Genomic DNA, 23,415 nt, shown 5'->3' on the forward strand with positions numbered 1-23,415 from the left:
ATGTATTCATTTAATTATGAAAGCTTTTCTAGGGAAGGTTTTTCAGGGTCTATAAATATGGTTTTATTTGTTTCATATATAACCATACCAGGCTTTGCACCATTTGGTTTATGAACATTTCTAACTTCTGTATAATCCACTGGAACCTTAGAAGAATCTCGTCCTTTACTATAGAAGGCTGCTAAATTAGCTGCTTCTTCTATAGTTTTTTCAGTAAATTTTCCAAGGGTTTTTAAAATTACATGAGAGCCTGGAATATTCTTAGTATGAAACCATAAATCTCTTTTATCTGCAAATTTTAAAGTAAGATAGTCATTCTCAATGTTATTTTTACCTACATATATATGAATTCCTTCTGAAGATATAAAATGTATTGGCTTACTTTTAGTTTCTTTTTTTCTAATATTCTTTTTAAATTTTAAATAACGTGCATCCATTAGTTCTTTTTTTATTTCTTCAATACCAGCATAATTCTCTGTATTTTTTATATTAGTTAAAACAGAATTTAAATATATTATTTCATCTTCTGTGATTTTAATCTGTTCTAAAGAGTACTCTTTAGATTTTTTTAGTTTAGAATATCTTTTAAAATAGTTTTGAATATTAGTAGAAGGTGTCTTTGTAGGATCTAGCTTTATATTTATAACCTGGGAATCCTCACTATAATAATTTACAACGTCTATTGATTCATCTCCTTGCTTTATACTATATATATTAGCAGTGAGAAGTTCACCATAAATTCTATATTTATCTGCTTTTTCACATTTTTTAAGATTATCATTAAGTATTTCCATTTTTTTGTGACAACGATCTAAATTATTATTTACAAGCTTTAAAAGGCTATGACTTTTGTTATTTAATCTATCTCTTTTATCCTTTTCACTATAATAATATTCTAAAGTTTTAGAAGGGGAAGAAAAATGCAATTTATCCTTTTGTTCTAAACTGGATAAATCTATAGGGAAAAAATCTTGAAAAATATCATTTTCCAAGGTAATAAAAAATGAAAAATTATCTTGAGTTACTTTATTGAAGAATAGCTCTATTTCCTTATGTATATCTTTTAAGTTTTCTAAGGATAATTCACTATTAAGAGAGTTTATTATTTCCTTAGAAAGCTGATTACCTACACCCATAAAAACTTTAGATACAAAAGTATTATTTAATTTTATATTATTTTCTAAAATAAATTTTTCCAAGTCATCATAAGTATAATCTAGAGGGTTTAATTTATTAGATTTAGGTGGAAGTACAAATTTAAGTCCAGGAAGTAAAGTTCTTACACTATTTATTTCTGGGGTTATATGTTTTATACTGTCCAAAATGATAGAACTGCTTTTTTCTACAAGAGAGATATTGCTATGTCGTCCCATTATTTCTATAATAAGAGTATAGGTTTTTTCAAATCCTAATTCATCTTTACCTTGAAGATCTATAAAAACTACTCTATCTAACTGGAGTTGATATATTGACGTTATTTTAGAATTGCTTAAATATTTTCTTAAAATCATACAAAACATAGGGGGGGTCATTGGATTTTTCTTGTTTATATCTGTACAATGTATTCTAGGATACATTGTACTTGCACTTATAAGTAATTTATATGAATTTTTATCTTTTTTTAAAGAAAAAACAATTTCATCTTTTTCAGGTTGATTTATTTTGTAAATTTTACTGTTTAATATTGAATCTTTTAATTCTTCTAGGGTAGCGTATAAAAAAAGTCCATCTAAAGCCAAAAGTATCATCCTTTCAAAATAAATATAAGTATCAATTATATATTATTTAGTATATCACAAAAACTTACTTAGTGAACAACCAATATGAATAGTGAATAACTTTAAGTTATAATTAAACATAATTATCCATTAATTAAAGAGTTTTCATAGGAGGAGAAAATAGATGACTCGCATAGGAAAAGTAATATTTTATGTATTGATAATAATAATAAATTTAAATCTAATAGGTTGCAATAGAGGTACTACAAAGGAAGAGGTTCATAATAAAAAATATTCTGATGTTATTATATTAGAGAAAAAAGAGGATAATACCATATCCATTTACAATGCAGAAAAAGATATGTTAAGAGAAGTGGATAAAATTGAATTGAGCTCAGAGGTTGTTTATAATAATTCAGAAAAAAAATATGTATATCTCCGCCACCATAAAGAAGATATAGAAAAGAATTATATAGAAATTTTAAACCAAAAAGGACGGAGGAAAATAGATGATTTTTACTTTGCCAAGGATTTAAAAATATCTCCTCAAGGTAGCAAATTAGCTTATAGAAGTTTTAAAGGATCCTCCATAGATACTGCAAAAGGTATGGGAATTATAGATGTGGATAAAGGCAAAGAAATAAAGCTTAAAAGCCCTAGCATAGTATCAGGAAACTTATATAATTGGATAGGAGAAGATGCTATTTTATACTATGGGATACGAGAAAATAAAGAAAATAGAGAAGTGGGTATATTTAAATACGATTTTAAAGATGAAAAAGAAGAGATTTATGTAAAGGATATAGATGGATTTTGTACTTATTTTTTTCCAATAGAAGATAATTTGCTTATACAGGCAACATTGGGGGATAAAACTCATTTATATCTAAAAGGAAGAGAAAAAGAAGAAGTTATAACTGAGAAAATTGAAAATATATATGACTCTGTTTATGATAAAGAAAATAAAAAAATATATTTAATAGCATCAGAAAAGTATATTAACATACCTTCAATGTATGAAATAGATTTAAAAGATTACTCTTTAGAAAAAATAAATTATGACTTTCCCAAGGAAGTAGATATGTATGGAGGACTAAAATTAGATTCAAATGGATTACTTTATTATTGCGGTATAAGTGAAGAATATGGTAAAAATGATGTGTATGTTTTTAATGCTAAAGATAGATCAAATTCTATAATAACTATTCATTCATCTGAGTACAATATATCAGGAAAATAAAAGTGTATTAAAAAATAATTTGAAATTATTTTTTAATACACTTTTTTAATGATTATAAAAAGGTTATTTGGATATAATTACAAAAAATACATATAGAAGGGAATAAAGTATATGAGTGAATTAAAATATAATTTTACTGTAAATACAGATGCAATAGAGTCAATACCTATTAATATTGCAGAAAAATATCTTATTTTCCCATATGATATAGATCATAAATTTATTTATATTATGTCAAGTAAAAAACTTTTAACCTACGAAGAAGAAGAAATAAAGTTTATGGCAGGAAAGGATTTAAAGAGTTATACAGAGGATTCAAACTATATAAGAGAATGCATAAATAAATTTTATTATAAAAAAGAAGCGATTTATATAACTAATATATCAAAAGAAAATAAAAGTAAATATACTAAACAAGATTATGAATATTTGGAAGATGAAAACTCTCCAGGGGTAAAAATGTTAAATTATTTTTTAAAAGAAGCTATATTTAAAAAAGCTAGTGATATTCATATAGAACCCTTTGAAGGTAAAGCAATAGTAAGATTTAGAATAGATGGAGTATTACATGAGTTTTGGAAATTATCACAAGAACTATATAGGCAAATAAAAGGAAGAATAAAAATACTTTCTAACATGGATATAGCAGAGAAAAGATATCCTCAGGATGGTAAGTTTAAATTCAATTTTTATAAAAAAGATTTAGATATAAGAGTATCTACTATGCCTACACTATATGATGAAAAGATAGTGATGAGACTTTTATATAAATCAGAGGTTTTAATAAAATTAAAGGATTTGGGGTTTTATGGAGAATCTTTTCATGAAATCAAAAAAATATCCAAGTATTCTAGCGGAATGATATTAGTTACAGGACCTACAGGAAGTGGGAAAACCACTACACTATATTCCATAATAAATGAGATGGATAAAAAACATAGAAATATTATAACCATTGAAGAACCAGTGGAATATAGCATGGACGGAGTAAATCAAATTAATATAAGAGAAAAAATAGGTATGACCTTTAGTAATGTATTAAAATACACACTAAGACAGGATCCAGACGTAATAATGATTGGAGAAATAAGAGATAAGGAGACTGCAAAAATAGCTATAAGAGCGTCGCTAACAGGACATTTAGTATTAGCTTCTCTGCATACAAAAGATCCTTTGTCTTCAATTATAAGGTTAATAGATATGGGAGTGCCGGATTATCTTTTAATGGAAGCATTAAATGCAATAATATCTCAAAGACTTGTAAGAAAATTATGCCCCTTTTGTAAGGAAAAATTTTTTTATGAAGCCATGAATAGTGAGATTTATAAAAAAGTTGGGTGTGAAAAATGTAATGACACGGGATATCTTGGCAGAGTATTAATCTATGAAAAAGTTATTCTAGATGAAGATATAAAAGAAATGGTTCTAAAGGGTTGTAACATGAACGAAATTAGAAAGTATACCTTGGAAAAGAATAAAACTAATTTAGAAGAAAATGCTCTAAATTTAATAAAGAAAGGAAAGACTTCTATAGAAGAGTTAGAAAAACTTAATTTTTAAGAGGGTGATATAAATTTTTCTTTATAAAGCTAAAAATTTAAAAGGACAACATATTAAGGGATTATATAAGGGAGAAGATTTAAAGAAACTAAGAAAAGAATTAAGAGAAAAGAATTTTTATTTAGTTTGGAGAAAAAATATACAAGTATTAAAAATTGTGGAAAATAATAGGTTAAATTTGAAAGAAAGATGGTTGTTTTGTAAACAATTAAAATTACTTATGGCATCTGGTATGAATGTAACAGATGCTTTGGAAATAACAGGAGATTTTTTTACTAGAAAAAGTGTAAAAAGTAGTATAGAAGAAATAAGGAAAAAGGTGTATTTAGGAGAAAATATAAGCGAAGCCATGAGTTATTTTAGGGGGATATATCCAAGTTTTCTTATAAATATGATAAAGCTCGGAGAAGATAATGGAATTTTAACAGAGGTTTTAGAAAAATTAGAATTGTATTATGAAAATCAATGCAAGATAAGTAATAAAATAAAAGAAATTATAATATACCCATTGTTTTTAATTTTCTTTTCTATAATTATTAGTCTGTTTTTATCTGGGTTTATATTGCCACAATTTGAAAGTATATTAAGAGATTTTAATGGAGAAGTACCAATCTTTACTAAATCTATCTTAAACCTATTTAAATTTTTAAAAGATAATAGACCTTTAATACTAATTTTTCTAAGTACAACCGCAATGATAGTTATATATAAACTGAAGAAAAATTCTATAAATATAAAATATGAAGTATTAAGAAGAGTAGCATTTTTGAAAAATATATACTACAAATTACAAATTTATAAGATTTTAATGTGTCTATGGATGACATTAAAGTGTGGAATGAATATAGATAAGGCATTAGAAGAAGCTTGTTTAATTGTAGAAGATGATAAAATTGTAAAAGATTTAAAGAGGGTTAATTTTAAGATAACCCAAGGGGTAACTATTGGAGAAGCCTTTGAAGAAGGTTCAGATAAATTAATGGGAAAGGATATAGTTGCTTTGATAAAAATAGGAGAGGAAAGTGGAAATTTAGAAAATATATTAAAGGACATATGTGATATGACAAGAGAAGAAATCATTATAAAAATAAATTCCATGGTTAAATTAATAGAGCCTATAATTATTCTATTAATATCCATAAATATAGGCATATTAATCATAGCACTATTTTTACCTATATTAGGTATTATGGATGGAATTACAAATATATAGTTAAGAAAAAGAATTAAAGGAGATGAGGTATATGAAGGGTTTATTTAAAGAAAAAAAGAGGGGATTTACACTAGTGGAATTACTAGTAGTTATGACTATAATTCTTATATTAATTGGATTTTTGGTTCCTAAAATAGGAGGATATAGAACTAAGGCTAATAAATTAAAAGCTGAAAATTGTGCTAAGCAAATTTATACTGCAGCTATGTGTAGCTATGGAGAAACTAATGGCAAATTTAAAGAAGATAATTTAAAGGAAACTATAAAGCTATTGGTAGGAGTAGATACAGAAGCAGATAGTGAAGAAACGATAAAAATAGAGGATGTAAGAGATGATGAGGCTATAGTAACTTTTGTAATAGAAGATAAAAACTACTCTATAGGCATTAATAAAGATGGCTATGAACTAAAGGATAAATAATTTATATATGTTATTTAATAAAAGGAAACCAGGATTTACATTAATAGAGCTTATTATTGTTATGGCTATTATTAGTAGTGTAGCTATTGTTATTAATATAAATAGAAAAGGATTTTCCACTCTAACTAATAGTATAGATTGTAAAATGTGTAATAATGAAATAACAAATTTTATAAATATTTCTAAACAACGCTCTCGAGAATCTAATACTTTAGGAAATATACTGTTTAGTAAAAGTAATAATAGTTTAATTTTATATTCAAATTCTAAGAAAATAAAAGAATATAATTTACCAAAAGGTTTTAAGATGAGGAATGTAAATGCACAAAATAATAGAATATACATAACTTCTAGAGGACTTATTCAAGACGCATGCACATTTACTTATGAAGATAGGAAAGGAGAAACACATGCAATTACTATATGTGTAGGTACTGGTCATGTTCAAGTTAAATAAAAGAGGATTTACTTTAATAGAGGTTTTATGTGCTGTAAGTGTATTTTTAATATTTACTACGCTAGCATTGAGTATATTTAATAAAAGTATAAAGGTTAAGAAATATAATAATTACTACAAAGAATCCATATATTTTATAGAAGCCATTAAGAACACATTAGTTTATAATAGTTCTTCAGAAGAAATAAATAAAATTAAAGATAAAGGTTCTATAGTTATATTAGAAAAAGATATGAATATTGATAATGTAAGAAATAAAAGTTTTTTAAATACAAGGGATACCTCTCATTTAAATTATCCTTATATAGTTTTAAATATTGAGGAAAGAGAAGAGGATTTTTTAATAAATATAAAAAATCATTTTAATAAAAATAAAGAAATAAGTATGGGATTTTATAAGGAAAAAGAAAGATGAAAAGAGGATTTACTTTAATAGAAACTATTATAGCGGTGTCTATAAGTTTTATTGTCTTATTATGTGGAATAAAATTTTTAGGTATTTATACAAGAATTTATAAGGATACAGGCTATAGGTGTTTACAAGAATTTTACATAAATGAGGCTTTTATCTTTATAGAAGAAAAAGTGAAAGAAGCAGAAGAAGTTCAGATTTATACAGATAATAAAGGTGAAAAAAGTATACAATTAAAATTTGAAAGGGAAAACAATTATATAAGAAAAAAAGAGGGTAAACTTGTAATATCATATTATAAATTTAATTCTCCTCATAACAATAATATAATATTAGAACTAGAGGAATTTAAATTAGAACAGGTAGATAACTTAATGTATGTTACTATAAAAAATAAAAGAGGAAAGGGCTATACCAGATGTTTTTGTTTAAAAGAAAAAAAGGTTATATAGTTTTATATACTCTAATAGTGGGACTTATACTTGTTACTATCTCAACCTATTTATTTTCACTAGAGGCTATGCGATTATCAAATAACAATTATGAAATGAAAATTTTAATAAAAAGTGAAGAAAATCAGTAGACTTAACCAGGAGGTGAGAACGTGTTTAAAAAGCACAATCTTATAGAGATAAATAATGAGGATATACTATTAACTAGTTTTTATAAAATGGATACTTTTAAGAAAGTCATAAATTTAAGGAATTCTATTAAAGATCAGTGCATTTATAGAGCATTTAAAGATAAAAAGCTATGTGTAGATTTGAAAAATAAGAATATACATTTTTTAATAAAGGGTAAAAAAGTATTTATAAAAATGATAACAGTACCTAAGGTACATAAAAAGCATTTAAAGGATATAATAAAAGGAGAATTAGATTTTTACTTTGAAAATATTGAAAATTTAGTATATTGTTATAGTGTTTTTAAAGAAGAAAAAGATACCTTAGAAATAGTCGTATTTTGCTCAAATTTAAAGGAACTAGATATGTTTAACAATTTAAAAGAAAAAAATAATATAGAGGGAATATGGTTCTTACAATTTTGTTTTTTAGAGTATTTTTATGAGAGTATAAAGGAAGAGAATTTTATATTAGCGTCTATATATGAAAAAGATCTTTATTTATTAGCCTGTAAAAATAAAAAACTAGTTCATAATCATGTGGTAAATAATTACGAAAATAATTTTAAAGAAGAGTTAAATAAATTTCTATACAAATGCAAAGAATTAGAAAAAGAAGAATATAAGGTTCTATATTTGATTAATTTTGAGGATATGGAATTTGTAAAAGAAATGGAGAAAAGATATAAAATTATAAAATTAGGCCCCTTAGGTAGGCATGAACTAATAAAAAAATTTAGTTAAGGAAGATTAACATGAAAGAATTTAATTTTATACCTGAAGAGTATTTGAATGAGAAGAATTTAAAAATAGATAGTTTACTGAGGAATATAATAAAGGTTTTATTTGTTTTTATAGTTTCAACACTTTTTATATTAAATAAAAATAGCAAAAAGCTAAATCTATTGAAAAGAGAAGAAATGGACCTAAAAAGCAAGATGGTTTTTGAAAAGTATGAATTAGAAGAACATACATTTTATTTATGGAAGTATTCTATGAATACTTTGAAAGACCATATGAGTCTAGAAAAAATCGAACTAAGTAAAGATAATTTAATATTAAATGGTATAGGAAACATTAAAACTTATGAAAACCTGTTAGAAGTATTAGAAGATAATAAAAATATAAGATTATTAGAGTTTAAATCTCCTAATAATGAAAATGAATTTAAATATACTGTGACTGTAGAGGTAGGAAAAAATGAAAAATAAAAAGGCTGTATTTTTACTCATTATTTTAACAAGTATATTATTTGTAACAATATATTTAAATATAAATATATTTAGAGAAAAAAGTGCTATTAAAAGTAGTAATATTGAATTAAAAAAAACTATAGAAAAGAAAGATATGAAAGAAACATTAAGTTACAACAAAATTATGGAGAATTTTAATAGTAATGATTTAGTTATAAGAAACTTTGAAAAAAGCAAAGAAGAAGAGATGATTTTTGATATAATATATAGAGGAAATAGTGAAAAATTTAAGGATATACTTGATAATATAAGAAGTAGCGGATATAAATATGAAATTATAAAGATAAATATGAATTTTAAAGAAAATAAAGGAGAAAGCCTTATAAAACTTAAAATTCATCCTTAATTATTTATTGTTAGTTGTTCATTAATTAAAGGGGGGTATATAAATTATTATTTTTTTAATAGGTATGCCAGGGGCAGGGAAGTCTACCTTTGGAAAAGAGCTTAGCAAGATAATACAGTATGATTTTATAGATACAGATTATGAAATAGAAAAAATAGAAAGAAGTGCTATTAAACATATTTTTAAAGAAAAGGGAGAAAACTACTTTAGAAAATTGGAAAGAGATTTATTAAATGATATAATAAAATTTGATAAAAAAGTAGTTGCTACAGGTGGAGGATTGCCCATATTTTTCAACAATATGGACATATTAAATAAAAATGGTATTACTATTTTTTTAGATGTGCCATTGGAAGAACTTTTAAAACGAAATGAAAAAAATGACAATAGGCCTTTATTGGATAAAGAAAATAAATATGATAAATTAAAAGAAATATATAATTCTAGAATCCATATATATAATAAATGTAAAATTAAAGTGGAAAATTATAATATATCTGCCTATGAATTAAGCTATAAAATATTAGAAGAGATGAGAAATAAATACCACCATATTATTTGCAAATGACCTTAGATTCTGATAAAATATCATTGTTAAGTAAATGGTTATTTGCCATATTAACTCCATGGAAGATAAGTTTCACTTGATTGGAGATGTATAGTAATATTGCGTAAATTAAACATATTAATAATAAATGGACCAAATTTGAATTTATTGGGAATTAGGGAAAAAAATATATATGGGTCTACCACATTAGAAGATATGAATTCCACTATAATGAAGAATTTTGATGAGGATTTAGTTAAAATAAATTTTTATCAAAGCAATATAGAAGGGGAAATAGTTTCTAAAATAGGTGATGCCCCAAAAGAATATAATGGAATAGTGATAAATCCAGCGGCGTATTCTCACTATAGTATAGCTATTTTAGATGCTATAAAGAGTATTAATATACCTGTAGTAGAAGTGCACATTTCTAATATCTATAAAAGAGAAGAATACAGAAGAAAAAGTGTTACAGGAGAAGGGTGCATTGGTGTTATCAGTGGATTTGGATATTATGGTTATATTATGGCTATTAACTACCTTTTAAAAAATATAAAGTAGGTGAACCTATCTATGTATTTAAAGAGATTGGAAAAATTAAGAGAAAAAATGCAAGAAAATTTAATAGACGGAATTTTACTTGTAGGAGATAGTAATAGAAACTATATTACTGGTTTCACAGGAGAGGAAAGCTTTGCATTAATTACAAAAAAAGAAGCTATATTTATTACAGATTCAAGATACGTATCTCAAGCTAAAACAGAAGTGGAGAACTTTGAGATCATGGAGTATAAAATAGATATACATGAATTTGTAGCAAATCTAGCTGAAAAGTTATGTGTGAAAATGCTAGGATTTGAAGAAGATATAATAACTTATGGAGAGTATGAAAAATACAGAAAAAAGTTTAAAGGTGAATTAAAGCCTTTAAATGGAATCGTAGAAGAATTGAGAAGTATAAAAGACGAATTTGAAATTAAATGTATTAAAGAAGCAGCAAGTATTGCTGATAAAGCCTTTGAAAATATTTTAAAAATTATTAAACCAAAGATTACAGAGAAGGATATAGCTTTAGAATTAGAGTATTTTATGAAGAAAATGGGTGCTAGTGATCTATCCTTTGACACTATAGTAGCATCAGGAAAGAGATCCTCTCTACCTCATGGTAGAGCAAGTTCTAAAGTTATTGAAGAAGGAGAATTTGTAACTTTAGATTTTGGTTGTATTTATAATGGCTATTGTTCAGATATGACTAGAACAATAGCAGTTGGAAGTATTTCAGAAGAAATGAAGAAAGTGTATGACATAGTTTTAACTGCACAAAAAATGGCTATAGAAAAAATAAAACCTGGCGCAGTAGCTTCACACATAGATAAATATGCAAGAAATTATATAATTGAAATGGGATATGGAAGATATTTTGGTCATGGTCTCGGTCACGGAGTTGGAAGAGATATTCATGAAGAACCAAGGCTTAGTCCAAAAGGAAATAAGACACTAAAACCCGGCATGGTAGTAACTGATGAACCAGGTATATATATAGAAAATTCCTTTGGTGTAAGAATAGAAGATTTAATTCTTGTTACAGAAAATAGCTGTGAAATAATAAGTAAATCACCAAAAGATTTAATTATTATTTAAAAAATAAATGGTATTAACTTACCTAATTAGGTTATAATATATAATGAATTTTATAAGTTTTGGAGGGATACATAAAAATGATATCAGCAGGAGATTTAAGAAAAGGAAATACTTTTGAATTAGATGGACAAGTTTATACAGTTGTAGATTTTTTACATGTTAAACCTGGGAAAGGTGCGGCATTTGTAAGAACAAAACTAAGAAATGTTTTAAATGGAGGGCTTAAAGAAACTACTTTTAACCCTACAGAAAAATTTCAAGAAGCTGTTATAGAAAGAAAAGAAATGCAGTATCTATATACAGATGGTGAATTATATTATTTCATGGATCAACAAACTTTTGAACAAATTCCGCTAAACTTTGAACAAGTTGAAGGAGCTATAAAGTTTTTAAAAGAAAATATGTTTGCTATAATAAAATTCTACAAAGGAGAAGCTTTTTCAGTAGAAGCACCAAACTTTGTTGAATTACAAATTACTCATACAGATCCAGGGGCAAAAGGAAATACTGCTACAAATGTTATGAAACCAGCAACAGTAGAAACTGGAGCAGTAGTTCACGTTCCTCTATTTATAAATGAAGGGGATTCAATAAGAATAGATACAAGAACAGGGGAATATATGGAAAGAGTTTAGGCAATAATATAGATAAACTTAAAAGTAATAAAGGCATACATTTTATGTATGTCTTTATTACTAATAAAAATAGTGGAGGGTGATTAAATGAGTTCTATTAAATCAAGAGTAGCTTATCTAAGTGGATTAATTGATGGATTAGAAATCGAAAAGGGAAGTAAAGAAGGGAAGATAATAAGAGAAATAGTAGATATTTTAGAAGATATAGGAGAGGAGTTTGAGGATATTCAAGAATCTCAAAGAGAAATTCAAGAATATGTAGATGCATTAGATGAAGATTTATCTTTGATGGAAGATGAAATATATGATGAAGATGATGACGATGATTTTGATGAAGAGGACATAGAGAATTTTATAAATTTAAAATGCCCAAACTGTGATGAAACATTGTACATAGATACTGCAATAATTCACAGTAAGGATAAAATACTTTGTCCAAATTGCCGTAAGAATATAGATATAGACGTAGATTGTAATTGTGATTGTTGTGAGTAATTAAAATTAAAGTATCTTAAAAGAGAGTTGATTTTTATTATGGCATTGAAAGACCATAGGTTTTTCAATGTCATAATTTTTATCAGCTCTCTTTTTTTATTTTTTAGTCATATTTTTCCTATTTTATAAATAACTTTTATATAAGAAAGGAGGGATAGGATGATGGAGGAAAAAGAAATTTTGGAGATATTACCAAGTGAAATAAAAAAACAATTAAATGCACTTAATTTTAAGAACCTTCAAGAAATAAGAATTAGATCTCAAAAGCCAATAATAGTTAAAGATGGGGCTTGTGAGATTGTAACAGATTATATTGCAACATTAGAAGAAGTGGGAAGCATTGTTAAAAGAATGAGTAGCTATTCTATATATGCCTATGATGATGAAATTAAACAGGGATATATAACTATTAATGGAGGTCATAGAGTAGGGATATGTGGCAAATGTGTTGTGGAAGGAGAAAAAGTTAAAACTATTAAGTACCCTGCATCATTGAATATAAGAATATGCAGAGAGGTTGCGGGATGCTCTGATAAAATATTACCCTATATTTTAAAAAGTTCTATGGTGGAAAATACCATAATAATCTCACCTCCAAATTGTGGGAAGACTACTCTTTTAAGAGATATTGCAAAAAAATTATCTAATGGAATAAGCAAATTAGATTTAAAGGGAATGAAGGTATGTGTAATAGATGAAAGAAGTGAAATAGCTTCTTGTGTCAATGGAGTACCTCAATTAAATTTAGGACTTAGAACAGATGTATTAGATAGTTGCCCTAAAAGTCAGGGAATAATGATGGCTATAAGAAGTATGTCTCCAGATGTAATTGTATGTGATGAAATAGGAAGTACAGAGGATATAGAAAGCATAATAAAGGCTATGAACTCAGGAGTAAAACTTATTACAACAGTACATGGATATGATGTCAAAGACATATATGAAAGAGAAGTTTTTAAAGGAGCAATAGAAAACAAAGTATTTCAAAAGGCTATAGTTTTAAGTAGTAGAAAAGGTGTAGGCACAGTTGAGTACATATATAGTTTCGAAGAAAAAAATATAATATATTAGGGTTAATAGGGTTAAAATGTATTATAAATTATTAGGAGCGTTATTAACTATAGCCTCTTCTACTGCTATAGGATTTTTGTATAGTAATAAGTTTAAAAAAAGAGTTTATCAACTTAAAAGCATAGAAAGAGCTGTATATGAAATTAAAAATGAAATTTTATATACCTATACTCCATTACCAGAGCTATTTTCTAAAACCTCAGAAAAAAGTTCTTTTCCTATAAATAAGCTATTTGAATCCATAAGTAATTTACTTAAAACAAATGCTGTAAATAGTGTTTATGAAGCTTTTATTAAAGGCTTTCAAAAAGTTGAAGATAAAATGGAATTAAAAAAAGAGGATAAGGATCTAATTTTAAATTTAGCTAAAACTTTTGGTGAATCTGATGTACAAGGACATATGAACATAATTTCTTTAACACTAGAAGGATTAAAAAAGCAAATCACCGAAGGGGAGATAGCTATGAAAAAAAACATTAAAATGTACAGATATTTAGGTTTTACCATAGGAATGATGATAGTTATTACTCTGTTCTAGGGGGGAGAAAAAATGTTGGATATAAATCTTATCTTTAAAATAGGTGCTGTAAGTATATTAATAATTATATTAGATAAAATATTAAAAACTAGCGGATATGATGATTATGCAGTTATCACAAATCTTGCAGGCATTGTGATTATACTTATGATGGTAATAAATTTAATAAATAAGTTGTTTAATGCTGTAAGAACAATGTTTTGGCTTTAGGAGGAAAACATGGACATTGTAAAGGTTGTAGCTTTTGCTTTTGGAGCACTATTTATTACCTTAGTAGCAAGAGAAAGTAAAAGAGAGGATTTGGCTGTACAGATAAGTATATGTGCAGGAATACTTATTTTCTTATTTATGATGGATAAGATAACTGCAATAGTAAACTTTCTACAAAAATTATCGTTAAAAGCTAATATAGACTTTGTGTATTTAACTACGGTATTTAAGATATTAGGAATTGCATATTTGGCATCCTTTTGCAGTGAAATATGTAAAGATGCAGGGCAGGGAAGTATCGCTGCGAAAGTAGAATTTGCAGGAAAAATACTTATATTACTACTTGCAATACCAATATTAATGGCTGTTTTACAATCAATTTTCAAAATAATGTAAGGAGAGAAAGATGAGAAAATGGAAATTTATTATTTTAATTATACTGCTCTTTACGCTGATTTTTAATTCTAATGTACAAGCGTCTATGGATGAGGTTTCAGATATTAAAGAAAGTAAAGAAATAGAGGAACTTTATGATTATATAAGCAATATGAAAAGTGAATATGAAATTTTAAATGATATGAATGTTAGAAAATATATAGAGAGTTCGATGAAAACAGGTGAAGGAGATATATCCATAAAAAAAATAGGGAAAGCACTTGTAGGATTTCTATTTAAAGAATTGGCAACTTCTATAAAACTTATGTCCATAATAGTGATAATAGCAATTATATGCACCTTAATAACCAATTTAGAAATGGCTTTTAGTAATGAAAGTCTATCAAATATTGCATATTTTGCTTGCTATTCTCTACTAATCGTGATAATGGCACGAAGTTTTTATTTAGGAGTTGATTTAGCTAGAATTACTATAGAAAGAATGTCCAATTTTATGTTAATTTTAATACCGGTACTAATTATGATTTTATTTAGTGTAGGTGGGGTTGCAGAGGCGGCAGTAATGGATCCAGTTATTATAGTTTCCATAAATGTAGCTTCTAAAATATTTGCTAAAATATTAATACCTCTAATTTCAATGGTGTTTGTATTACAATTTGTAAACAATATTACAGAAGAATATAAAATAGATAAATTAACTAAATTATTAAATCAAATTGCCCTATGGGGGCAAGGTATATTGATGACTGTTTTTATAGGAATTATGACCATAAGAGGAATAACATCGAAGACCTTAGATAAAGTAGTTGCAAAAACTGCAAAATACGCTGTAGACAATTTTATTCCTGTAGTTGGTAAATGTTTATCTGATGCAGTATCAACTGTGGCAGGTTACTCTGTACTCTTAAAGGATGCTATAAGTGGACTAGGATTAATTATGTTAATTGTAATGGTGAGTTTTCCTACTATAAAGCTTTTGATAAATGCCTTTGTATATAAGCTAACAGCAGCTTTAATAGAGCCTATTGGAGATAAGAGGCTTATAAATTCTATTAGCTCAGCAGGGGATTCTCTTATTTTGATAAGTTCTTGTGTTATATGTGTATCTATAATGTTTTTTATAATGATATCTATTATAGCAGCAGCAGGGAAGGTGGCTATAGGAGGATGATTATATGTTCTTAAAGTTTTTAAGGAGTTGGATTGTAAATATAGCTACAGTAGTTTTATTTATAACAGCAGTAGAAATGTTACTACCTAATAATAATTTAAAGAAATATTCAAAATTTGTTATGGGATTAATTTTAATGGTAACTTTAATTAATCCTCTAATAAAATTAATAGATAAAGATTTTAACATAAATAAATATTCCTATGAATTTTCTAAAGGAATAGATCATGAAGAATCAAAAGAAAGTTTTTTTCAATATAAAGAAAAAAATATAGAAAGAACTAAAGAAAATTTCAATAAAAACTTACAAGAAGTAGTAGATAAAAAGCTAAAAAATAAATTTCCCAAGGGTAAGTTTAAAGTAGATACAAAAGTTGAATTCAATGAAGAAGATAATAATTTTACTATAGAAGGCATAAAGGTTGGGTTTAAAGATAAAAGGGTGGAAAAAGTTAAAAAAGTCCAGGTGAGTATAAATGAAAATGATAATAATTCAGAAGAAGATGAACTATCAAAGAATATAAGAAATTATTTAAGTGAAGAATTGGAACTTTCAAAGGATATAATTTCAGTAAATAAAATGTGAGGAGGGAAAATATGAATTTAAAAAAACTATTGGAGAAAATCAAGGAAGACTTTGAGAAGAAGGGTTCTAAAAATATAAAAGCAAATCTACTTATAGTTTTTTTAATAGGTGTTTTAATACTAGTTACTTCTAGTTTCTTTAAAAGTAGTAGTACTATAGGAAAAGAAGAAGCAGAAGATAATAAAGAAATAGAAGAAGTTCAGGGAGAAGTATCTATAAAAGATATTAATAGAAATAAAGAAAAGCAATTAGGAATAGAATTAAAGCAAATACTAGAAAAAACAGAAGGCATAGGAAATGTAGATGTTATGTTGTATTTTTCAGAAGGTGAGGAACAAGTGCCGGCCTTTAACATAAACGACTCCACTAATTCAACAGAAGAAACGGATAATGAAGGTGGGAGAAGAAAAACAACACAAAAAAATAATGGGAATACAGTAGTTACCACCAATAAAGGAGAGAAGACAGAACCTTTAATACTAAAAACTAAAAAGCCTGAAATAACTGGTGTGCTAATAGTAGCAGAAGGGGCTGAGAATAAATTAACAGAGTATAGAATTAAAAAGGCGGTTATAAATTTATTTAATATACCAGAAAATAAGGTAAATGTATATCCTATGAAAAAATAGTATATATTTTAAATTAAAAGCATATAATTTTGTAGAAGAATAGATAGGGGGAATTTTCATGAATAAAAAACAAGCTGCAATTATTACGACTTTAGTAGCTCTTATAGTTTGTATGGGACTTCTAGCAACTTGGCTTAATAATCCACTTTATGTACAAGAAGGTGGAGATAAACCTGCAATAACTTTTAAAAATGTTGGCAATAAGAAAAAAGAAGTGGAGACTGGTAATTACTTTGCAGAAGCTAAATTAGTAAGAGACAATAAGCATAATAGTACATTACAAAATTTTAAGAGTATAATGGAAGACAAGAACATATCTCAAGAACAAAGGGATAAAACTGCTAATAAGTATGCATCTTTAGCTCTAGCAGTTAGCCAAGAAAATAAAGTAGAGTTAACACTTCAAGCTAAAGGCTATGAGGATGCAGTTTGTCTTATAGGAGACAATAGGGCCAATGTAGTAGTAAAGGCTAAGGATAAATTAACAGATAAGCAATTAAAAGAAATTCAAAGTGTAGTTGTAAATGAATGTAAAATAAAAGATGTTGAAATTCATACAAAGGAATAGCTAGATTAATTGTAAAAGAAAATGGTATTTGATATAATATATGATAAGATATAGAAAAACCTTTTACTAGTGTAGAAGACGATGAACTAGGGGGTAGAAAGTATGGAAAAAAACACAAAAAAAGATGTGGATATGGGTATAGTGAAAATATCAGATGAAGTGGTAGGAGTAATAGCAGGTCTTGCAACTACAGAAATTGAAGGAATAGCTGGCATGAGTGCAGGTCCTGTAGAGGGAATAACTCAAATTCTAACAGGAAAGAAAAATCTATCAAAGGGAGTTAAAGTAACTGTTGGAGAAAATAGTGCAACTATAGATTTATATCTAGTAGTAGAGTATGGTATAAATATTCCAGAAGTTGCATTAGGAGTTCAAGAAAATGTTAAAAAAGCGGTAGAATCCATGACAGGTTTAAATGTATCAGATATAAATATTCATGTTCAAAATGTAATTATTCCAAAATTAGAACAAGATTCCATAGAAGAACCTGAAGAGTAAAAAAACCACCCTCTGATTTCAGAGGGTGTTTCCATTTTGTAAATAAATTAGTATAATGGATAAAGTGAAACTTAGTTTAGATGGATTTTTTGACGCTATCTGAGCTTTAGATAATAATCTTAAAATGAAGGAAAAATAGGAGGAAAACTATGAAAAGAAAGAAATCTAGAGAAATGACAATGCAATTACTATTTGAAATGATGATAAAGAAAGAAAACTATGTGGAAATAATAAATACTTTAAAGGAAGCCTTAACAGAAGAAGAGGATATAAATAGTATTTTAGGCGAGAAAAAAGAAATGGATGAGGAAAGAATAGATTTAGACGAAGTGGATTTAGAGTATTTAATACATACATTAAAAGGTGTAGAAGAAAATTCTAAGGTTTTAGATGAACATATTGAAAAATACTTAAAAAACTGGACACTAAATAGATTAGCTAAAGTTGATTTAGCTATATTAAGATTATGTTCATATGAAATTTTATTTAGTAATGAAGTACCAGATAATGTGGCAATAAACGAGGGAGTGGAATTAGCTAAAAAGTATGGAGATGACAAATCACCAGCCTTTATAAATGCTGTTCTAGATAAAATTGCGAAACAAATGTAATAGGAGGCACTAACAATGGCAGTAGCTATAGATGGAAAAAGAGTTTCAGAAGAGTTAAGAAAAGAGTTGAAGAACTTCATTGATGAAAGAGTAGAAAAAGGTTTAAAGGTACCTTGTGTATCAAGTATATTAATAGGAAATGATAAAGGCTCTCTTTTTTACATAAAAAATCAAAGGAGAATATGTAAAGAAATAGGAATAGAGTTTAAAAATATAGTTTTAGAGGAAAATATAGAAGAAGATAAAATAATAGAAGTAATAGAAGATTTAAATAAAGATGAAAATGTACATGGAATTATACTTCAAATGCCTCTTCCAAAGACATTAGATGAGGAGAAAATAGTAAATAAGATATGCCCATCTAAGGATATAGATGGTCTAACAGATATAAATGCAGGAAGATTTTATAAAGGAGAAAAATGTTTTATACCATGTACAGCTCAGGGAATAATAGAAATAATAAAAAGTACCAAGGAAAGCATATCTGGTAAAAAGGCAGTAGTTTTGGGAAGAAGCGTTATAGTTGGAAAGCCTGTAGCTCAACTTTTAGTAAATGAAGATGCTACAGTTACCATTTGTCATTCAAAAACAAAGGATATAAAATCTCTATGTAAAGAAGCTGATATAATTGTTTCAGCTATGGGTATACCTAAATTTGTTAAGGAAGATTTTATAAAAGATGGTGCCATAGTAATAGATGTAGGTTTCTCAGTATTAGATGGCAAAATGGTGGGAGATATAGATTACGATAATGTATTTAAAAAAGCTGGATTTATAACACCAGTTCCAGGAGGTGTAGGTTCAGTAACTCCAACAATGCTTATAAAAAATTTATGTGAGGTTTTTAAATAATGTATATAAAGGTTCTTTCTGTAACGGATATAAATAATTACATAAAAAACACCATGGATAATGATTTTATATTAAATAATGCGTCTATAAGAGGAGAGATATCTAATTTTAAAATTCATTCCTCAGGACATGTTTATTTTTCTATGAAGGATCAGTGGAGTAAAATAAACTGTGTAATGTTTAGAAGTGCAGCAAAAGGGTTAAAATTCTTACCAGAGGATGGAATGAAAATTATTGCAAATGGAAGAATTTCTGCCTATGTAAAGGACGGATCTTATCAACTTTATTGTGATAAATTGGAATTAGAGGGTTTAGGAGAATTATATATAGCCTTTGAAAAACTAAAAAATAAATTAGAAAAAGAGGGGCTTTTCAAAGAGGAATGCAAAAAAAGCTTACCACAATATGCTAAAAAGATAGGAGTAATAACTTCTGAGACAGGAGCAGCTATAAGGGATATAATAAATGTAGCCACTAGAAGAAATAAAAATTGTGAAATTCTAATTTATCCCTCCTTAGTTCAAGGAACTAATGCTAGTTCTGATATAATTAAAGGTATAAAAGAATTAAATAAAGTAAAGGATTTAGATGTTATAATTTTAGCACGTGGTGGAGGTTCTATAGAAGAACTATGGGTTTTTAATGATGAAGAGTTAGCAAGAGAGATTTTTAAATCTAAAGTACCAATAATTACAGGGGTAGGTCATGAAACTGACTTTACCATAGCAGACTTTGTAAGTGATAAAAGAGCTCCTACACCTTCTGCTGCTGCAGAAATAGCTATAAAAGATTTGCAGGAGTTAAATAGTAGACTGGAAAACTATAAAAACGCATTAAACTATTATGTTTTAAATAATTTAAAAGAAAAATACAACAAATTAGATAGGCTTAAACTTTCTATGGAGGGAAATAGTCCAGAAAGGATTATAATAAATGAATATAATAAAATTGATTTTATTATAAATAAACTAAATTCATATATAAAAATAGAAGTAGATAAGAGGAAAGAAGAATTATCAAGAATGTCAATTTTACTTTCCTCTAATAATCCGTTAAATATATTAAATAAGGGTTATTCTGTCATTCAAGATGGAACAGGAAAAGTCATAAATACCATTAAAGAACTGGATAAAGAGAAGAAAGTAACTATTAATTTAAAGGATGGGAAAAAAGAATACCAAATTCAGTGAACAACTTTAATTAATGAACAATGAAGGATGATTTTCTTCCACAATTATTCATTGTTCATTATTAGTTATTCATTAACAAAAGGGAGTGTTATTGTGGCCGCAAAAAAGGATAACTATGAAGGATTAATAAAAGAATTAGAAGAAGTAGTTACCCAAATGGAGAATGGGGAACTTTCATTAGATAAATCTATGGACCTATATGAAAAGGGAATAAAACTCAGCAATAAAATTTACAAAATATTAAACGATGCAGAGGGAAAGATAAAAATATTTACAGAAGAAGGAGAGAAAAACTTTTTACAAGAGGAAAAGAAATAATAGTTTATAATAGGAGGTTAAGTTTTTGAATTTAAATTCATATAAAGATGAAGTAGACACATGGTTAAAAGAATACTTTAAAGATAAGGGAACTTATAATAAAAGTGTGTATGAAGCTATGTCCTATAGTGTAAATATAGGGGGAAAGAGAATACGACCTATATTAGCACTAATTACGTATAAAATATACAATAAAAACTACAAAGAAGCCCTTTCAATAGCTTGTGCAATAGAAATGATACACACTTATTCATTGATACATGATGACTTACCATGTATGGATGATGATGATTTAAGAAGAGGCAAGCCAACTAATCATAAAGTTTTTGGAGATGGATTAGCAGTTTTAGCAGGAGATGGATTATTAAATGAGGCATTTAATATTATATTGAAAAACGGTTGCCAAAAAGGTATGACATGGGTTGAAGCTGGATACGAAATAGGAAAAGCTTCCGGAGTTGAGGGAATGATTGGAGGTCAAGTGGTAGATGTTTTAAATACAAACAAAAGTATAGAAATTGAAGAACTTGATTATATCCATGAAAAAAAGACTGCGGCTTTAATAACAGCGTCTATAATGACAGGGGCAATTCTTGGTGAAGCCAATGAAAAAGATACAACTATTTTAAAGGAATTTGGTAAAAAATTAGGTTTGGCTTTTCAAATAAAAGATGATATCTTAGATATTGAAAGTGATACAAGAAAGCTAGGGAAAACCATAGGAAAAGATAAAGAACAAAATAAAAATACTTTTGTTAAATTTTATGGATTAGAAAAATGCAAAAAAATGTGTAAAGACTTAACAAGTAGTTGCATAGAATTATTACAAAACATGAATAAAGACACTAAAGAATTAGAAGAAATCACTTTATATTTGTTAAATAGAGATTTTTGATAGAATATAAACTTTTTTATTAATTGACTTTAATTTAAAAATAGGTTAGAATTATGAACCATTGATTATAAGTTTTATATTCAAATTTAATTTTGACTGTAAGTGAAATTTATGATATTTTTCTAATAGGAAAAGGTGGCACAGTATTCTAGTCAGGTAAGTATTTCTTGAAGGCGGGGCTAAAAATCCGCCAAAGGGCATATCGATGAAGCTTCTGGTGCTGGCTTATGACGCCCAGTTATGGGCTGGTGCTGGGAGTAAGAAGGATGGGGCGGCCGCAATGGCATGCGCAACTGACCCTACCTTCATGGAGACCATTAATTGTGTTTTAGGTTAGTCGCCTATTGTACGATAATGGATTAAACCTGTATTGTGGTTAAAAGCTATGTGCAGTGTAGCCTGCCTTGAGTGATGTAGGGAGAGGTAATATCAACTTTAACCTTTGGCCAAAGGTTAAAGCTCTTGGTTACTGAAACCTACATTGCAAAAGAGGCTAGAGATATACCTAACTGTCGAGGAAATCTCCTAGACTGTTCCATTTTGTATGAAGTGAATTAAGGATTATAGTGCGGACTAAGTGGTAATCCAGTCCTACTTATTGGTAACAAAGTAGATAGGGTATTAAAGGGAAACCGTCAAAATGGCGACATTTTGGTTACTCTATGGGAAAGCCTACTGGACCTAAGCCGTAAGGTTTACTTAATTTACTGCCACTTTTTTCTGGAAAATTTATGGAGGAGCTAATTGGATAAGATAGTTAAGTCGAATAATAAAGAAAAGAAAAATGGTAAAAAGAATTCTAATAGTAAATGGATAGTTACTATTATATTTTGGACAATATTAATATCTGGAGGGGTAAGCCTTCTATCTGATATGCTACTAAGAAATGTAAATATATTAGTAGCTTTTATTATATTAATTTTTATTATTTCAATAGGTATAATTTTTGATATAATAGGGGTAGCGGTAACAGCTGCTGAAGAAAGACCTTTTCACTCTAAGGCTTCTAAAAAAGTTCCAGGTGCTAAGATAGCTGTTAAGCTTATAAGAAATGCAGATAAGGTATCAAACTTTTGCAATGACGTAGTAGGTGACGTTTGTGGAATAATAAGTGGTACTACAGGAGCTGTGATAGTTTCCAAGATTATAAAACAGACAGCTGGGTTAAATGTGACTTTAACCACTGCTATTATTGGATCTTTAATTGCAGCTTTAACTATAGGTGGCAAAGCCTGGGGTAAAAGTTTTGCAATAAAACAAAGCGAAATTATAATTGACAAGGTATCTAGAATAATTTATATTGTGAAAAAGGAACGATGATA

Annotated in this window: 31 protein-coding genes; 30 read left to right on the forward strand and 1 reads right to left on the reverse strand. The window is 27.3% G+C overall.

Going from position 1 to position 23,415, the window contains the following annotated elements; genetic code table 11:
- Window positions 1-14: 14 nt before the first annotated feature.
- Window positions 15-1,739: an Rqc2 family fibronectin-binding protein gene (locus B5D21_RS01880; protein WP_035109596.1), complete on the reverse strand. Its 1,725-nt coding sequence runs from the start codon at window positions 1,737-1,739 to the stop codon at window positions 15-17.
- 163 nt (window positions 1,740-1,902) lie between these two features.
- Here B5D21_RS01880 and B5D21_RS01885 point away from each other — a divergent pair, with 163 nt between their 5' ends.
- The 30 genes from B5D21_RS01885 (at window position 1,903) to B5D21_RS02035 (ending at window position 23,413) form a co-directional block, all read left to right on the forward strand.
- The gene (locus B5D21_RS01885; RefSeq protein WP_011099809.1) at window positions 1,903-2,958 is read left to right on the forward strand and encodes a hypothetical protein; all 1,056 of its coding nucleotides are present in this window, start codon (window positions 1,903-1,905) and stop codon (window positions 2,956-2,958) included.
- Window positions 2,959-3,069: 111 nt separating this feature from the next.
- Window positions 3,070-4,518 (forward strand): GspE/PulE family protein, encoded by a 1,449-nt coding sequence (locus B5D21_RS01890; protein ID WP_011099808.1) that lies wholly within the window; start codon window positions 3,070-3,072, stop codon window positions 4,516-4,518.
- A 157-nt stretch (window positions 4,519-4,675) separates the two neighbouring features.
- Complete coding sequence (locus tag B5D21_RS01895) at window positions 4,676-5,731, forward strand: type II secretion system F family protein (protein ID WP_011099807.1); 1,056 nt, start codon at window positions 4,676-4,678, stop codon at window positions 5,729-5,731.
- 31 nt (window positions 5,732-5,762) lie between these two features.
- Entirely contained in the window at window positions 5,763-6,152 is a 390-nt protein-coding gene (locus B5D21_RS01900; protein ID WP_035109599.1) for a type II secretion system protein, read from the forward strand.
- Window positions 6,153-6,159: 7 nt separating this feature from the next.
- Complete coding sequence (locus B5D21_RS01905) at window positions 6,160-6,609, forward strand: type II secretion system protein (protein ID WP_011099805.1); 450 nt, start codon at window positions 6,160-6,162, stop codon at window positions 6,607-6,609.
- Window positions 6,593-7,024, forward strand: a complete 432-nt coding sequence (locus B5D21_RS01910) for a prepilin-type N-terminal cleavage/methylation domain-containing protein (protein ID WP_011099804.1) — start codon at window positions 6,593-6,595, stop codon at window positions 7,022-7,024. The genes B5D21_RS01905 and B5D21_RS01910 overlap by 17 nt, the downstream gene beginning before the upstream one ends.
- The gene (locus B5D21_RS01915) at window positions 7,021-7,473 is read left to right on the forward strand and encodes a PulJ/GspJ family protein (RefSeq protein WP_011099803.1); all 453 of its coding nucleotides are present in this window, start codon (window positions 7,021-7,023) and stop codon (window positions 7,471-7,473) included. The genes B5D21_RS01910 and B5D21_RS01915 overlap by 4 nt, the downstream gene beginning before the upstream one ends.
- 152 nt (window positions 7,474-7,625) lie before the next feature.
- On the forward strand, window positions 7,626-8,387 hold the full coding sequence (locus tag B5D21_RS01920; RefSeq protein ID WP_011099802.1) for a hypothetical protein: 762 nt from the start codon (window positions 7,626-7,628) through the stop codon (window positions 8,385-8,387).
- Window positions 8,388-8,398: 11 nt separating this feature from the next.
- Window positions 8,399-8,854 carry a hypothetical protein gene (locus B5D21_RS01925; protein WP_011099801.1) on the forward strand — a complete coding sequence of 152 codons (456 nt, stop codon included), beginning with the start codon at window positions 8,399-8,401 and terminating at the stop codon, window positions 8,852-8,854.
- Window positions 8,844-9,242, forward strand: a complete 399-nt coding sequence (locus tag B5D21_RS01930) for a hypothetical protein (protein ID WP_011099800.1) — start codon at window positions 8,844-8,846, stop codon at window positions 9,240-9,242. Before B5D21_RS01925 ends, B5D21_RS01930 begins: the two co-directional genes overlap by 11 nt.
- Before the next feature lie 49 nt (window positions 9,243-9,291).
- Window positions 9,292-9,810, forward strand: a complete 519-nt coding sequence (locus tag B5D21_RS01935; RefSeq protein ID WP_414646497.1) for a shikimate kinase — start codon at window positions 9,292-9,294, stop codon at window positions 9,808-9,810.
- 99 nt (window positions 9,811-9,909) lie between these two features.
- Window positions 9,910-10,350, forward strand: coding sequence for a type II 3-dehydroquinate dehydratase (gene aroQ, locus B5D21_RS01940; protein WP_011099798.1), 441 nt, complete (start codon window positions 9,910-9,912; stop codon window positions 10,348-10,350).
- Between the two features lie 12 nt (window positions 10,351-10,362).
- Complete coding sequence (locus B5D21_RS01945; RefSeq protein WP_035125114.1) at window positions 10,363-11,430, forward strand: M24 family metallopeptidase; 1,068 nt, start codon at window positions 10,363-10,365, stop codon at window positions 11,428-11,430.
- Window positions 11,431-11,507: 77 nt separating this feature from the next.
- Window positions 11,508-12,065 (forward strand): elongation factor P, encoded by a 558-nt coding sequence (gene efp / locus B5D21_RS01950; protein ID WP_011099796.1) that lies wholly within the window; start codon window positions 11,508-11,510, stop codon window positions 12,063-12,065.
- A gap of 87 nt (window positions 12,066-12,152) precedes the next feature.
- Entirely contained in the window at window positions 12,153-12,560 is a 408-nt protein-coding gene (locus B5D21_RS01955) for a CD1247 N-terminal domain-containing protein (RefSeq protein WP_011099795.1), read from the forward strand.
- Window positions 12,561-12,719: 159 nt separating this feature from the next.
- A complete protein-coding gene (gene spoIIIAA / locus B5D21_RS01960; protein WP_011099794.1) occupies window positions 12,720-13,631 on the forward strand; it encodes a stage III sporulation protein AA in 912 nt (303 codons plus the stop codon).
- 16 nt (window positions 13,632-13,647) lie between these two features.
- Entirely contained in the window at window positions 13,648-14,169 is a 522-nt protein-coding gene (gene spoIIIAB, locus B5D21_RS01965; protein WP_011099793.1) for a stage III sporulation protein SpoIIIAB, read from the forward strand.
- A gap of 12 nt (window positions 14,170-14,181) precedes the next feature.
- Window positions 14,182-14,379, forward strand: a complete 198-nt coding sequence (gene spoIIIAC / locus B5D21_RS01970; RefSeq protein ID WP_023438505.1) for a stage III sporulation protein AC — start codon at window positions 14,182-14,184, stop codon at window positions 14,377-14,379.
- A 9-nt stretch (window positions 14,380-14,388) separates the two neighbouring features.
- Window positions 14,389-14,775 carry a stage III sporulation protein AD gene (gene spoIIIAD / locus B5D21_RS01975; RefSeq protein ID WP_023438504.1) on the forward strand — a complete coding sequence of 129 codons (387 nt, stop codon included), beginning with the start codon at window positions 14,389-14,391 and terminating at the stop codon, window positions 14,773-14,775.
- Between the two features lie 10 nt (window positions 14,776-14,785).
- Window positions 14,786-15,946, forward strand: coding sequence for a stage III sporulation protein AE (gene spoIIIAE / locus B5D21_RS01980; RefSeq protein ID WP_011099792.1), 1,161 nt, complete (start codon window positions 14,786-14,788; stop codon window positions 15,944-15,946).
- Window positions 15,947-15,950: 4 nt separating this feature from the next.
- A complete protein-coding gene (gene spoIIIAF / locus B5D21_RS01985; protein WP_011099791.1) occupies window positions 15,951-16,532 on the forward strand; it encodes a stage III sporulation protein AF in 582 nt (193 codons plus the stop codon).
- Window positions 16,533-16,543: 11 nt separating this feature from the next.
- Window positions 16,544-17,161: a stage III sporulation protein AG gene (gene spoIIIAG / locus B5D21_RS01990; protein WP_035109611.1), complete on the forward strand. Its 618-nt coding sequence runs from the start codon at window positions 16,544-16,546 to the stop codon at window positions 17,159-17,161.
- A gap of 58 nt (window positions 17,162-17,219) precedes the next feature.
- Window positions 17,220-17,729 carry a SpoIIIAH-like family protein gene (locus B5D21_RS01995; protein ID WP_011099789.1) on the forward strand — a complete coding sequence of 170 codons (510 nt, stop codon included), beginning with the start codon at window positions 17,220-17,222 and terminating at the stop codon, window positions 17,727-17,729.
- A 102-nt stretch (window positions 17,730-17,831) separates the two neighbouring features.
- The gene (locus tag B5D21_RS02000; protein WP_011099788.1) at window positions 17,832-18,227 is read left to right on the forward strand and encodes an Asp23/Gls24 family envelope stress response protein; all 396 of its coding nucleotides are present in this window, start codon (window positions 17,832-17,834) and stop codon (window positions 18,225-18,227) included.
- Between the two features lie 149 nt (window positions 18,228-18,376).
- Complete coding sequence (gene nusB / locus B5D21_RS02005) at window positions 18,377-18,838, forward strand: transcription antitermination factor NusB (RefSeq protein WP_011099787.1); 462 nt, start codon at window positions 18,377-18,379, stop codon at window positions 18,836-18,838.
- A 15-nt stretch (window positions 18,839-18,853) separates the two neighbouring features.
- On the forward strand, window positions 18,854-19,690 hold the full coding sequence (locus B5D21_RS02010) for a bifunctional methylenetetrahydrofolate dehydrogenase/methenyltetrahydrofolate cyclohydrolase (RefSeq protein ID WP_035109615.1): 837 nt from the start codon (window positions 18,854-18,856) through the stop codon (window positions 19,688-19,690).
- Window positions 19,690-20,880, forward strand: a complete 1,191-nt coding sequence (xseA, locus tag B5D21_RS02015; RefSeq protein ID WP_011099785.1) for an exodeoxyribonuclease VII large subunit — start codon at window positions 19,690-19,692, stop codon at window positions 20,878-20,880. The genes B5D21_RS02010 and xseA overlap by 1 nt, the downstream gene beginning before the upstream one ends.
- Window positions 20,881-20,973: 93 nt before the next feature.
- Entirely contained in the window at window positions 20,974-21,198 is a 225-nt protein-coding gene (locus B5D21_RS02020) for an exodeoxyribonuclease VII small subunit (RefSeq protein ID WP_035109619.1), read from the forward strand.
- 25 nt (window positions 21,199-21,223) lie between these two features.
- Entirely contained in the window at window positions 21,224-22,093 is an 870-nt protein-coding gene (locus B5D21_RS02025; RefSeq protein WP_035109621.1) for a polyprenyl synthetase family protein, read from the forward strand.
- 744 nt (window positions 22,094-22,837) lie between these two features.
- Entirely contained in the window at window positions 22,838-23,413 is a 576-nt protein-coding gene (locus B5D21_RS02035) for a hypothetical protein (RefSeq protein WP_011099783.1), read from the forward strand.
- Window positions 23,414-23,415: the final 2 nt, after the last annotated feature.

Source organism: Clostridium tetani (assembly GCF_900167265.1).
Classification (GTDB): Bacteria; Bacillota; Clostridia; order Clostridiales; family Clostridiaceae; genus Clostridium_G; species Clostridium_G tetani.